Source organism: Olsenella profusa F0195 (assembly GCF_000468755.1).
GTDB classification, from domain to species: domain Bacteria; phylum Actinomycetota; class Coriobacteriia; order Coriobacteriales; family Atopobiaceae; genus Olsenella_F; species Olsenella_F profusa.
Genome location: NZ_AWEZ01000063.1, coordinates 1 through 13,323, shown reverse-complemented (window position 1 = coordinate 13,323; position 13,323 = coordinate 1). Strand labels below are relative to the sequence as shown.

Here is a 13,323-nt window from a genome sequence, read left to right as displayed (position 1 = left end):
CTGGGCGAGGGGGTGCGGCCACGTGTGGCCGCACCCCCCACGCCCCACGACGCTCAGGGCGGCGCAACGGCTACTCCATGCTGTCTGGCTCGATGGGCTCGTCATCCATCGGCACGGCCGCAGCGGCACGATCGCCAGCCTCGTCGTCGCGCACGGCAAACAGGCGGTCATCGGGACCCACGTCGATGCGCACGGTGTCGCCCTCGTGAAGCCTGCCGTCGATGATGAGGCTGGCCACGTTGTCAACCACCTGGCGCTGGATGAGGCGCTTGAGCGGACGCGCGCCATAGACGGGGTCGAGCCCGTCAAGCGAGAGCGTCTGGACGGCGGCACCGGAGAGCGTGAGCGTGATACGCTCGCGCGCAAGGCGCTTGCGCACGTCCCTGAGCTGGATGTCCACGATCTTCTCGATGTCGTCCAGGCTGAGCGCATGGAACACCACCACATCGTCGATGCGGTTGAGGAACTCCGGCTTGAAGGTCTGACGCAGGGCATCGTTGACCTGCTTCTGCACCTCCTCCGGATCGCTTGACGCATTGGCCCCGGCGATGAACTGGCTGCCCACGTTGGACGTCATGATGATGATGGTGTTCTTGAAGCTCACGATGCGCCCCTGGCCGTCGGTGAGGCGGCCGTCGTCCAGCACCTGCAGCATGATGTTGAAGACGTCGGGATGGGCCTTCTCCATCTCGTCCAGCAGGATCACGCTGTATGGCTTGCGCCGCACGGCCTCGGTGAGCTGGCCGCCCTCGTCGTAGCCAACGTAGCCGGGGGGCGCGCCGATGAGGCGCTGCACGGAGAACTTCTCCATGTACTCGGACATGTCGATGCGCACGAGGGCCCTCTCGTCATCGAACAGGCACTCCGCCAGCGCCTTGGCAAGCTCCGTCTTACCCACGCCGGTGGGTCCCAGGAAGAAGAAGCTACCCAGGGGGCGGTTGGGATCGGAGAGCCCCGCGCGGCTGCGACGCACGGCGGCGGCCACGGCCTCGACGGCCTCGTTCTGTCCGATCACGCGCTTGTGCAGCTCTGCTTCGAGACTCTTGAGCTTGTCCATCTCACCCTGCATCATCTTGGAGACGGGGACGCCCGTCCACGTGGAGACGACCTCGGCAATCTCCTCGGGCGTGACCTCCTCCTTGAGGATGCCACCCTCATCCTGCCGGGACGCAAGCGCACGCTCCGCCTCGTCATACTGCCTCTGCAGCGTGGGGATGGTGGAATAGCGAAGCTCGGAGGCGCGGGCGAGGTCGCCGTCGCGGATTGCACGCTCGACCTCGGCCTTCGACTGCTCGATCTGGCCCTTGAGGTCCTGGACCACGTCCACGGCCCTCTTCTCGTTCTCCCAGTTGGCCTTCATGCCATCGAGCTTCTCGCGCGTGGTGGCAATCTCCTTGCGCAGCACCTCCAGGCGCTCCTTGGATGCGGCATCCTCCTCCTTCATGAGGGCCTGCTCCTCGATCTGCCTCTGCGTGAGCTCGCGATCGACGGCGTCTATCTCGGCGGGCATGGAGTCGAGCTCCATGCGCAGGCGGCTCGCAGCCTCATCCACGAGGTCGATGGCCTTGTCGGGCAGGAAGCGCTCGGAGATGTAGCGGTTGGAGAGGTCCGCGGCCGAGACCAGCGCGGCATCGGTGATGCGCACGCGGTGGTGCTGCTCGTACCTCTCCTTGAGTCCACGCAGGATGGAGACCGTCTCCTCCACCGTGGGCTCGCTGACCATGACGGTCTGGAAGCGGCGGGCAAGCGCCTGGTCCTTCTCGATGTACTTGCGATACTCATCCAGCGTGGTGGCGCCGATGGCATGGAGCTCGCCACGGGCAAGGGCCGGCTTCAGGATATTGCCGGCATCCATGGAGCCCTCGGTGGCACCGGCGCCCACAATGTTGTGCAGCTCGTCGATGAACAGGATGATCCTGCCGCTGGACTTCTCCACCTCCTTGAGCACGCTCTTCAGTCGATCCTCGAACTCACCACGGTATTTGGCACCCGCCACCAGGGCAGACATGTCGAGTTCGACGATGTCCTTGTCCTTGATGGTGGAGGGGACGTCCCCCGCCACGATACGCTCGGCCAAGCCCTCGACGATGGCGGTCTTGCCCACGCCCGGCTCACCGATGAGCACGGGGTTGTTCTTGGTGCGACGAGAGAGCACCTGGATGGTGCGACGGATCTCCTCGACACGCCCGATGACCGGATCGAGCTTGCCTTGACGGGCGAGGTCGGTCACATTGCGGCCGTACTGCTCGAGGGACTCGAACTGGGTCTTCTGATCCTGGCTGGTCACACGCTCGTCGCCCCGCAGGTCGTCGTAGGCCTCCTGCACCCGCTTGCCCGTGACGCCTGCGCCCTTGAGGGCGCTGCCGGCATCGCCGTGCTCGTCTGCCAGCGCGCACAGCAGGTGCTCGCTGGTCACATAGCTGTCCCCCATCTTGCTGGCAAGCTTCTCCGCCGCGTCACCCACGCGCGCAAGCTCGCTCGAGATGCCCATCTTCGTCATGTCGCCCGTGACCTTGGGCTGACGCGCGATGGTGTCATCCACCTGTGCCTCCACCTGTGCGGGATCGGCACCCACGCGCTCGATGATGGCGCGCAGGTTGCGCTCGTCCGAGGAGAGCAGGGCCTTGAGAAGGTGAATGGGCTTCACCTCGCCGGCCTCCGCATCCGCGGCAATGCTCAGTGACGACTGCAGCGCCTCCTGGGCCGTGACCGCCCACTTGTCAAACCTCATATGCATCACCCCTCTGGTGGGCCACGCACATGCGGGATGGCGGGGCCGCTGTCCTATCGAGGCGTATTGTTCCCGCCCACGTTGGGTCTATACGTAAATCTAAGCGCTTATATATAAGATTTTCTATGCCGTTTGCTGAAGACCACATGACGCTGCGGCAGCGCACGGACACCGGCGCCGGGGCACCACCCCTTTCCGCCCCATGCGTGTCCCTTGGGCCGTGTGGATGGCCGGGGTGTCGGGGCGACCTTGACGACCACGGACGTTCGCCGTCTCGCGCGGGCAGATGTGCTGCGCTAGAATACAGGCGACGTCACGGCCAACGAAACACACCACACCCGCACAAGGAGCCGCCGTGAGAGAGCCTGCCAACACAGCCCCCGCCCCGCCGTCGCGGAGCATGCCACGCCCAGACGCACGTCCCTGCCACGAGACGATTCTGGGCCGCTACCGCGTGATGGCCACCAGCGGAACGGGCGGCTTTGGCACCGTACTCACCTGCTGGGACACGCGCCTACAGCGTCGCGTGGCCATCAAGCGCATGCCCCTGGCAACGGCGGACGGATCGCCCCCCTCTCGCCAGATCATCGATGAGGCGCTGGCCGAGGCACGGACCTCAAGCCTGTTGGCACACCCCAACATCGTGACGGTATACGACTTTGAGGTTGACCGCGACTGGGCCTACCTCGTGATGGAATACGTCGATGGCCCCACCCTCACCGAGCTGCTGGCGCGCGTGGAGGGGGGCACCCTCACCAATGACGAGGTGGCCTTCTTGGTGGAGTCCGTGGGGGGCGCCGTTGCCCTTGCCCACGAGAATGGCGTCCTGCACCTGGACATCAAGCCCTCGAACATCATGTTCGAACGTACGGGCACCATCAAGATCTGCGACTTCGGCATGGCGACGCTTGCCTCGGCCACCGGCTATGGAGGCGCACGGGGCGGCACCGTAGGCTACATGCCTCCCGAGCAGCTGGAGGGCGGCATGGTGGACGAGCGTACTGACGTGTTTGCCCTGGCCGTGGTCTGTTGGCAGGCCCTGCTCGGAGAGAACCCCTTCCTGGCGCCCACGGCGCAGGAGTCGCTCACGCGCATGGAACGCGGTCCCCGCAAGTCCATCGACCGCATGGATCCCGAGATCAAGGGCATGGCAGCCGAGGCCATCATGCAAGGCGTCGACCCAAGTCCCGCGGGCCGCCCGCCATCGATCGAGGCGTTTTCCCATGAGGTGGCCTTTGGCCTGGGGGATGCCGGGGCGGGCGCCGCGTCCATACGGCACCTCCTGGAGCAGTATGCCAACGACGGGGAGGTGCCCGACAACGGCGAGGTGCGCAAGCGGCTCCCGCTCTCCTTTCGCTACCCCTGGCTCGAGGGTGCCGTCGCGCGCGGCCTGGCAGCGCTCACCTGTGCCATCCTGGCGCTCGAGACGACACGGATCCTGCTGGCCGGCAGTGGCACCGCCCAGGCGGTCACCTGCGTGCTCGCCGCTGGGGCATCGGCCGCATGGCCACCTCTCGCCTCGGTGCTCGCCATCGGCGGCGTGTGCGCCGCCGTGTTCGCCACGTCGGACTCGGTGGCATCCATCATGATGGGCGGCACTGTGCTGGTGCTGCTCGTGACATGGTGGGCCTACGCGGGGCGGGCGACCCAACTCACCTCCACGGCGCTTCTGCTGCCCGTATGCACGGGAACGCCCGCACTCGCCCCCTTCGTGGCGGCCTTCTCCGAGACGCCCGGCCATGCCATGCTCGTCTCCCTGGTATCCTGGCTGCTGGCACAGCTGACGCGCGACCTCATGGCGACGGGCTTCGTAGCCACCGCCACGCTGCCCCTCCTGGCCGGTCAGGCCCTCTCGCCAACGGGCCTCGCATCGCTTGCGTCCACCGCGGCCGGCGCCGGCCTCGGCTCGCTCATCACCCGCCGTGGCAGCGTGGGCGCAGGCATGGCGGCTCAGATCCTCTGCCTCGTCCTGGTGCCCGGGAGGCTCCTCGTGAGTGCGCTGGTGGAAAATGGCGGATTGTGGGGCGCTGAGAGCTGGGTCTCTATCGGTCTTGGGGTACTCTTGTGTGTATTCTTGTGCATTGCGACCGCAGCCAGGGGTCCCATGTACCCTGACGAGGAGGCTGGACAGAGCGATGAAGCTGCTTAAGACATTCGAGAGTCGCATGAGCGATGTCTTCGGCGAGGCTCCGCAGGGATTTACCGCACCATTTTCGCTGAAGAAGCTTGCAAAGCGTACCGTCCGCGAGATGGAGGGCGAGACGTTCGTGGTCGATGGCGTGGACACCGCGCCGGCGCTCTTCACGCTGCTGGTGTCCCCGACGGACGACACCGCACTTCGCCCGCTCTACTCCAAGCTCACCAAGGAGATCGTCTCGTTCGTGGAGGCCCAGGCCAAGGCGAGGAGCTACGTCTTCGTGGGAAGGCCACTCGCACGCTTCATGGTTGACCCATCGCTCCGTAGCGGCAGGTTCGCCGTGTTCGCGGAGAACGTTGACGCCCGCACGCTCACGCGCCTGCGTGACGAGGAGGAGGCGTTCCTCTCCAGTTCGCTGGGGCTCGGTGGCGCGGCGGCCGCGCCTCGCGACGGCGAGGGCGCCTCGGACTATCTGCGTTCGCACGCACGTTCGGAGCGGAGGCCTCGGACGATGCCTGCCGTCGCCGAGCCAAAGGACGATCAGGAGCCTCTGGAGCCGGCCGTCTCCCTGGACGATGACCCCTATGTGGCACCCGCGCCACAGGACGGCCTTGTGGACTTGGGCATAGATGCCGACGTCAGCAAGACGCCGATGGAGCGCGGCGAGGCATCTGACGCATCCGCGGGACTTGCCGTCCTGCCCAACGACGTGGTCCAGGATGCGCTGCAGGATCCCTATGACGACGCCTCTGGGGAGGGCGAGCCAGAGGAGCGGGCGCCCGAACCTGACGGTCTCCCTGGCGCGCCCGTGCGCCCGGCACGCCCGTCGCACCTCGCACCCCCGGCGGATTCCCACCCCGTGGCGGTGCCAGCGACACAGCGGCGCAACGTTCCCCTGGTCAATCAGCAGCGCCAGTCCCCCGTCGCCGGACGTGCCGCCGACGGCCCCTCATGCATGCTCGTCGACCACCAGACGGGGCGCACGTACCGCGGCGTCGCGCCAGAGACCATCGTCGGCCGTGAGCGCACGCCGGGGGGCATCGTCATCCATGACCCCAACGTCTCGCGACGCCATGCGGAGCTCTCCTATGATGGCCACAGCTGGCACATCCGTGACCTTGGATCAACCAATGGCACGCTTGTCAACGACGTGGACGTTGACGTCTGCACCCTCCGAGATGGCGACCTCATCACCCTCGGCCTCACCAACCTCGTGTTCCAGGAGGAGGCTCGATGATTGACCTTGCTCTCTTTGGTGGTCGTCTCGTCCTGGTCGTCATCCTCTTCCTGTTCCTGTTTGCCGTCATGCGCACAGGGGTGGGACTCGTGCACGGCCAGCGCAAGGACGCCGCCATCTGGTCGGTTGACGTGGAGAAGGGCGAACGTCGCCTGCGTGGCCTGCATGTGGACATGCTCGGCCCCGTGGTCATCGGCCGCTCCCCCTCCTCGGACATCGTCATCGACGAGCCCTACGTCTCCGCCACGCATGCCCGCTTCACCCTGCAGGGCCCCGCGCTGGTGCTCGAGGACCTCGGATCCACCAACGGAACCCTCGTCAACGGCCACGCGATCACCCAGCCCGTGACCCTGCGCGATGGCGACGAGGTGCAGGTGGGCGATGCCGTCATGCGCGTGAGCCGTCGATGAGGGGCTTCCCGATACATAGGGAGGACATCGAGGAGCTGCTCGGTGCCCGCACGGCACCCGAGCCCGTCCAGAGCCCGGGTCACGAGAGGGTCGTCGTCGAGGATCGCGAGGGCTCGGGCACCAAGAGCGGCAGCTCGGCCGCGCTCTCATGGGGAGCGCGCACCGACGTGGGTCTGGTGCGCGACCACAACGAGGACTCCTTCCTGGTGCAGCCACCCGTCTTTGCCGTGTGTGACGGCATGGGTGGCCATGCCGCGGGCGAGGTGGCAAGCTCCATCGCCGTCGAGACCATTGTCAGTCACGCGCCGCTCCATGCGGACGACGTGCTGCTGGGTGCCGCCGTGGAGGCCGCCAATGCTTCCGTGATCGATGGTGCGGCCCTGGGGGTCGGCAAGCCCGGCATGGGGTGCACGGCCTCCTGCGTGCTCATCGAACGTGGCAGGATGGCCATCGCCCATGTGGGTGACTCGCGTGTCTACCTGCTGCACCAGGGGACGCTCGTGCGCCTCACGCACGACCACTCCTACGTCGAGGAGCTCGTGGATGCGGGCGAGATAACGGCCGACGAGGCCCGCGTCCACCCCTCCCGCTCCGTCATCACCCGTGCCCTGGGCAACGACCCCGACATGTACGCCGACCACTTCCTGCTCGACGTCATGCACGGCGACCGCATCATCGTGTGCTCCGACGGCCTCTCCTCCATGATCGAGGACTCCCGGATAGAGGCGCTCTCCTGCTCCACCGCGACGCCCCAGGCGGCGGCGGACGCCCTGGTGGCGGCGGCGCTCAAGGCCGGTGGCTCGGACAACGTGACCGTCGTGGTCGTGGACGTGCTGGATGACGGGACGTTCGACCGCCATCGCTTAAGGCGCAGGCGCATCGCCGTCACCGCTGCCATCGTGGCCGCCGCACTCGTGGGCGCCCTTGCCCTCGGGATCGGGCTCTTCGTGAACAGCTCCTGGTACCTCGCAGACAATGCCGGCACCGTGGGCATCTACCATGGCGTCAACGGCAGCTTCCTGGGGATTCCCCTCTCGCAGCTCGACGAGACGACCTCCGTGCAGACAAAGGACCTCCCCGCACCCGTGCAGGAGAGCCTCTCCGAGGGGCTGACCGTCTCCAGCGAGAGCGAGGCACGCGACACCGTGGAGAACTACCGCGACCAAATAGATGCCGACAAGAGCGCTGCCGCCGTGGCGGCCAACCGTTCGACCACGGGCACCGACACATCGGCGGACAGACCGGCGACGCCGGAGAGCTCCGACGGCGCACGACCGGGTGGTGAATAGCGTGATGCCTCAACTAAACACCAGGCGCAATGGGGAGCTGGCACTGCTCGTGCTCGCTGCCATACCCGTCATTCTGCTGTGGGCGATGTATGTCATCAGCATGCAGGTTCCCCTCAGCCTGGGGGCGCTTGCGGTGCCGCTGGGGCTTTTCGTGGCGTTCGCCGTGGCCCACGTCGCCGTGCGCATGTATGCGCCGGGCGCCGACCCCTGTCTGCTCCCCCTGGCGTTCCTGCTCTCGGGCATAGGCATCGCGTTCGTGACCAGGCTCGCACCCTCATTGGCGGATGGCCAGGTCATATGGCTCTTCATCTCCGTGGCAGCCATGGTTGTGGCGCTCATCATGGTTCCCAGCGTAGAATCGCTCGCCCAGTACAAGTACACCATCGGCATCGTCGGCATCGCCCTCCTGCTGCTGCCCATGCTCATTGGCACCGAGCGCGGCGGCTCCAAGCTGTGGCTCGCGCTGGGCCCCTTCTCGTTCCAGCCAGGCGAGCTGGCGAAGATCCTCATCGTGGTCTTCCTCGCCGCCTACCTGGCCGAGAACCGCGAGCTGCTCTCCGCCTCCACCAGGCACATCGGCCCCCTCTCGCTGCCGCGTCCGCGCATGCTGGCACCCATGCTCATCATGTGGGGCATCTCGCTGCTGGTCGTGGTGTTCGAGCGCGACCTGGGCAGCGCCCTCCTCTTCTTCACGTTCTTCGTGGTCATGCTCTATGTGTGCACGGGACGTCTGAGCTACGTGCTGGTGTCCATCGTGCTGTTGGCCATCGGCGCCATGCTCTCATACCACCTGTTCTCACACGTGCAGGTGCGCGTGCAGATTTGGCTCGACCCGTTTGCCGACGCCTCCAACAAGGGCCTCCAGATCGTGCAGTCGCTCTTCTCGCTGGCGGACGGCGGCCTTGTGGGCAGGGGCATCGGCAAGGGCATGCCGACGCTCATCCCCGTCGTCGAGTCCGACTTCATCTTCTCCGCCGTCGGCGAGGAGATGGGCCTCCTGGGCGCCAGCGCCGTGCTCATCTGCTATCTGCTGCTGGCAATTCGCGGCCTCACCACCGCCGCCCGCGCGAAGTCCGATGTCGCGGCCTTCACGGCCGTGGGCCTGTCGGCAGCCGTCCTGGTGCAGGCCTTCGTCATCGTGGGCGGGGTCACCCGGCTGCTGCCCCTGACCGGCGTCACCCTGCCCTTCATGAGCCAGGGCGGAAGCTCGCTCTTGGCCACCTTCATCATCCTGGGCCTGTTGCTCAAGGCGGGCGACGAGGGAACGGGCCGTCACGCCCAGATGGAGATGACCGACGCGCAGGCGTCGTCGCTGCTCGCGGGCGCACATGCCAGTGATGACGAGGATGTCGAGGCCGCGCAGGTGGTACACGGCTCGCATGCCCGCGCGCACTTCGGCATGCTCACCGCCGAGTCGGGCGTGCTGGGGCGCGTCGCCCTGGGCAAGCGCCTCACCGCCCTGGTGGTGGTCTTCTCCGCCATGGTCATGCTGCTTGTGGCAAACCTCACCTATATCCAGGTGTTTGATGCCGGCACGCTGCAGAGGATGCCCAACAACAACCACACCATCACCCGCACGGCACACGTGCAGCGTGGGGCCATCATCACCTCCGATGGCGTGACGCTGGCCGAGTCGCTCGCACAGTCCGACGGCACCTATGCCCGGAGCCACCCACAGGGAGCCCTTGCCACCCACACCGTTGGCTACGTCTCCACCCAATACGGCGCCACGGGCATCGAGTCCTCCTATAACGACGTGCTCACGGGCAAGTCGGATTACTCCAGCTGGCTGAACGCCCTCTACTCTGTGGCGGGCGTGCAGATGCCGGGCTCCTCGGTGGTGCTCACCATCAACTCCCAGATGCAGAAGGCCGCTCAGGATGCGCTGCGGGGCAAGACGGGAGCCATCGTCGTGCTCGACCCCACCACGGGCGCCGTGCTCGCCAAGGCGTCTTCGCCCAGCTACACCTATGACAACATCTCCAGTCTCGTCTCGGCCGACTCCGGCGCGGGCGAGCTGGTGGATCGCACCACACAGACGCTCTACACGCCCGGCTCCACCTTCAAGGTGATCTCTCTCGCGGCGGCGCTGGATAGTGGGACCGCCACGTTGAACACCACCTATCCCGCACCCGCCTCCCTCAACATCGGTGGGGCTCCCGTGACCAACAACGACAATGACAGCTGGAGCAGGCTCTCGCTCAAGGACGCCTTCGCATACTCCACCAACACCGTCTTCGGCCAGCTGGGCACCCAGATCGGTGCCAACAGGCTCGTCTCCTACGCCAACGCCTTCGGCTATGGAGCCGCCCTGGGCCAGGACTTCTCCGCTCAGGCATCCCTCATGCCCAGCCCCTCGGAGATGACTGAGTGGGAGACGGCATGGGCCGCCGTGGGACAGCCCGTGGGCAACCACGCGAGTCCCGCCGGGCCTCAGGCAACCGTCATGCAGAACGCCGTCGTAGCCGCGGCGATTGCCAACAACGGCATAGCCATGAACCCCTATGTGGTCGATCACATCCTCTCACCCGAGGGGGCCACCACCTCCACGACGCAGTCCAAGGCCCTGGGCCAAGCCGTCTCCTCGCAAACGGCCTCCCAGGTGAAGGAGGGTATGCTCGCCGTGGTGGAGGGCGGGTCGGGCACCGGCGCGCGCGTCCGCGGCGTGAAGGTGGCCGGCAAGACGGGCACGGCGCAGACCTCATCCTCCGTCGCCAATTCGCTCTTCATAGGCTTCGCGCCCTATGACCAGCCAACGCTTGCCATTTCCGTATGCATCGAGGGCTCCGAGTCCAACGACGTCCACGGTGAGGCGGCCACGGTGGCAGGCAAGGTGCTGGCCACCTGCCTTAACGTACAGGCAATGGGGGCGAGTTCCTGATGAGGGACGAGACGCTACGGCCCCATGCAGGGTGCCAGTCAGGCACACCGAACGTGCAGGGGGACACGCATACGCTGATGATGACTGGCGGCAGGCACGAGCCGCCTTGGGATGGGAGAGAGAATGGCTGACAGGATTCTGGGCGGGCGCTACAAGGTTCAGGACAGAATCGGAACCGGTGGCATGGCCATGGTGTATCGGGGCCTCGACGAGGTCCTGGGCAGAACCGTCGCCATCAAGACGATGCTGCCACAGTACGCCTCCGACCCATCGTTCGCCGCCCGCTTCAAGCAGGAGGCCCAGGCTGCCGCCGCTCTGCAGAGCCCCTACATCGTCTCGGTGTACGACTGGGGGCAGGATGGCGACACGTACTACATCGTCATGGAATACCTGCGCGGAACCGACCTCAAGAACGGCATTCGTCGCCATGGCGCCCTGGACTGCAAGAAGGTCGCACAGATTGGCTCGCAGATTGCGCAGGCCCTCTCCGTGGCTCACGCGCACGAGATCATCCACCGCGACATCAAGCCACAGAACATCATGGTTCAACCCGATGGCAACATCAAGGTGATGGACTTTGGCATCGCCCGCGCCAAGAACAGCCATCTCACGCAGGACAATTCCGTGCTGGGCACGGCCCACTACGTCTCTCCCGAGCAGACACAGGGCAAGGAGCTTGGGCCCACCACCGACATCTATTCGCTGGGCATCGTCATGTACGAGGCAGCCACCGGCAGTGTGCCCTTCGATGGCGATGATGCCATCTCCGTGGCGCTCAAGCAGGTGAACGAGCAGCCGGAACCTCCCAGCAAGCGCAATCCCAAGGTGGACGCCGCACTGGAGGGCATCATCCTCAAGTGCATGCAGAAGGACCCCGCCGACCGCTTCCAGACGGCCAACGAGCTGGCCCGCGTGCTGAGGGACTACCTCGCCGGTCGCATCCGGGCGGTCAACAGCGCCACGGCATCCGTGGCCCCGGCGGCCGTCCCGATGGGGCAGGCGACCGCACCCCTGGCTTCGAACACCTCGAACATGCCACGCGCAAACACGACGGCGCGGCGCATGGGCACGGGACGCATGAAGCCACAGACGGCCACCGAGAAGGCCCGCAAGGAAGAGGAGGAGCGCAAGCGCAGACATAGGCGCCGCCTCATCATCGGGGCCATCGTGGGCGCACTCGCGCTCGTGGGCATCGTGGCCGCCATCGCAAATGCCATGGGACTGTTCAACCAGACGCGCGCCGTCCCCAACCTCAGCAACCTCACCGAGGAGCAGGCACTCGCGGAGATTGACGGCAGTGGTGGCTTCTTCCAGCGCGGCTCCGTGAAGGAGGAGTACAACTCCACTGTCGCGCAGGGGCTCGTGATAGATCAGACGCCCGACGCCGGCCAGAGCGCGCCGCGTGGCACCCAGATCGACCTGGTGATCTCCAAGGGGCCAGAGCCCGCCGCAAGCGTGACGGTACCTGACCTCACGGGCATGTCGGCCCAGGAGGCGGATGCCGCCCTCAAGGCCGTCGGGCTGGTGGGCCAGCCAGGCGACGACGTGAGCGACGACAAGGTCGATGCCGGCAAGGTCGCCGCGCAGAATCCCGCAGCAGGCGCGACCGCCAAGGCGGGGGACACCGTCACCTACCAGCTCTCCAAGGGCCCCGAGACCACCAGCGTGCCCAGCGTCGTGGGCATGACCCAGGACCAGGCCACCAAGAAGCTGCAGGATGCCGGCTTCACCGTGACGGTCAAGAACGCCGACAGCGACTCCGTGGAGAAGGGCAAGGTCATCTCGCAGTCGCCGAGTTCGGGCAGAGCAGCCAAGGGATCGACGGTCACCATCACCGTATCCAATGGCTCGTCGACGGTGGACGTACCGGATGAGACAGGGAAGGATGAGGAGGCTGCCAAGCAAGATTTGAAGAGCAAGGGCTTTTCGGTGACCGTCCAATACGAGGCGAGCAAGACCGTGGAGAAGGGCAAGGTCATCTCGCAGTCGCCGAGCTCGGGTAGTGCCGGCAAGGGGTCAAAAGTCACCATCATCGTAAGCACAGGTTCGTCAAGCAGCAGCAACAGCGATAATGGAAAGAGCGACGGTGGCAACGGTCCGGCCCCAAGTGACCCAACAAACGAAACGGATGGCGCCAGCCCCTGACAGGATGGAGCGACGGCATCCCAGCAGGGGACTGCACCCCCCTCCCCGCTGCCGACTCCCTCTCTTCTCGGGCTGTCAGCGGATGGTCGCGCCCCTCTGCCCCCATCCAGGAGCGTTTTGGCCCCAAGTGCGTGATGGGCCCAGCGGCATATGCCTCTCCAACGCCTTGGAAAGCGAGCGCATGCGCGCCTTTATGCTGGTGGGGAAGCACCGAGACGATATCCGAGGCCATGACATGCCTCATATTGCGCGTTTGATGACCCGTTTGGGTGACTCCCAGCACGCACTTGGGGCCAAAACGCTCCTCCCTCGCCTCAATATGGTCGCGGGGCAAGGGGTGTCGAGGTCTCAACGAACAGGCCGGCCGCACATGCGGCCGGCCTGGGACATGCATATGGTGACCCCGGGCGGATTCGAACCGTCGACACCAGGTTTAGGAAACCTGTGCTCTATCCCCTGAGCTACGGGGCCATGCAAGCAATGATTCTAGCAT

General features: G+C 66.1%; 7 protein-coding genes and 1 tRNA gene. 6 read left to right on the top strand and 2 right to left on the bottom strand.

Annotation, left to right across the window (positions count from 1 at the left end; all coding sequences use genetic code 11):
- Positions 1–70 precede the first annotated feature (70 nt).
- Positions 71–2,731, bottom strand: a complete 2,661-nt coding sequence (gene clpB, locus HMPREF1316_RS10200; RefSeq protein ID WP_021726930.1) for an ATP-dependent chaperone ClpB — start codon at positions 2,729–2,731, stop codon at positions 71–73.
- Positions 2,732–3,131: 400 nt separating this feature from the next.
- On the opposite strand from clpB, the gene HMPREF1316_RS13380 reads away from it, so the two are divergent.
- The 6 genes from HMPREF1316_RS13380 to pknB all read left to right on the top strand — a co-directional run bounded on the left by HMPREF1316_RS13380 (position 3,132) and on the right by pknB (position 12,830).
- Complete coding sequence (locus HMPREF1316_RS13380) at positions 3,132–4,880, top strand: serine/threonine-protein kinase (RefSeq protein ID WP_156901059.1); 1,749 nt, start codon at positions 3,132–3,134, stop codon at positions 4,878–4,880.
- A complete protein-coding gene (locus tag HMPREF1316_RS10190; protein ID WP_021726931.1) occupies positions 4,867–6,105 on the top strand; it encodes a DUF3662 and FHA domain-containing protein in 1,239 nt (412 codons plus the stop codon). The genes HMPREF1316_RS13380 and HMPREF1316_RS10190 overlap by 14 nt, the downstream gene beginning before the upstream one ends.
- Positions 6,102–6,515, top strand: a complete 414-nt coding sequence (locus tag HMPREF1316_RS10185) for an FHA domain-containing protein (protein ID WP_021726929.1) — start codon at positions 6,102–6,104, stop codon at positions 6,513–6,515. Before HMPREF1316_RS10190 ends, HMPREF1316_RS10185 begins: the two co-directional genes overlap by 4 nt.
- Positions 6,512–7,804 carry a Stp1/IreP family PP2C-type Ser/Thr phosphatase gene (locus tag HMPREF1316_RS10180; RefSeq protein WP_021726932.1) on the top strand — a complete coding sequence of 431 codons (1,293 nt, stop codon included), beginning with the start codon at positions 6,512–6,514 and terminating at the stop codon, positions 7,802–7,804. Before HMPREF1316_RS10185 ends, HMPREF1316_RS10180 begins: the two co-directional genes overlap by 4 nt.
- A 4-nt stretch (positions 7,805–7,808) precedes the next feature.
- On the top strand, positions 7,809–10,685 hold the full coding sequence (locus HMPREF1316_RS10175) for an FtsW/RodA/SpoVE family cell cycle protein (RefSeq protein ID WP_040652250.1): 2,877 nt from the start codon (positions 7,809–7,811) through the stop codon (positions 10,683–10,685).
- A gap of 123 nt (positions 10,686–10,808) precedes the next feature.
- The gene (pknB, locus tag HMPREF1316_RS10170; RefSeq protein ID WP_021726927.1) at positions 10,809–12,830 is read left to right on the top strand and encodes a Stk1 family PASTA domain-containing Ser/Thr kinase; all 2,022 of its coding nucleotides are present in this window, start codon (positions 10,809–10,811) and stop codon (positions 12,828–12,830) included.
- A 395-nt stretch (positions 12,831–13,225) separates the two neighbouring features.
- On the opposite strand, the gene HMPREF1316_RS10165 is transcribed toward pknB, so the two are convergent.
- Positions 13,226–13,301: transfer RNA gene (locus tag HMPREF1316_RS10165), tRNA-Arg, on the bottom strand.
- Positions 13,302–13,323: the final 22 nt, after the last annotated feature.

Excerpts from the sequence above, each read along its gene's own strand:
- clpB (WP_021726930.1), bottom strand. The coding sequence starts at position 2,731 with ATGAGGTTTGACAAGTGGGCGGTCACGGCCCAGGAGGCGCTGCAGTCG.
- HMPREF1316_RS13380 (WP_156901059.1), top strand. The coding sequence starts at position 3,132 with ATGCCACGCCCAGACGCACGTCCCTGCCACGAGACGATTCTGGGCCGC.
- HMPREF1316_RS10190 (WP_021726931.1), top strand. The coding sequence starts at position 4,867 with ATGAAGCTGCTTAAGACATTCGAGAGTCGCATGAGCGATGTCTTCGGC.
- HMPREF1316_RS10185 (WP_021726929.1), top strand. The coding sequence starts at position 6,102 with ATGATTGACCTTGCTCTCTTTGGTGGTCGTCTCGTCCTGGTCGTCATC.
- HMPREF1316_RS10180 (WP_021726932.1), top strand. The coding sequence starts at position 6,512 with ATGAGGGGCTTCCCGATACATAGGGAGGACATCGAGGAGCTGCTCGGT.
- HMPREF1316_RS10175 (WP_040652250.1), top strand. The coding sequence starts at position 7,809 with ATGCCTCAACTAAACACCAGGCGCAATGGGGAGCTGGCACTGCTCGTG.
- pknB (WP_021726927.1), top strand. The coding sequence starts at position 10,809 with ATGGCTGACAGGATTCTGGGCGGGCGCTACAAGGTTCAGGACAGAATC.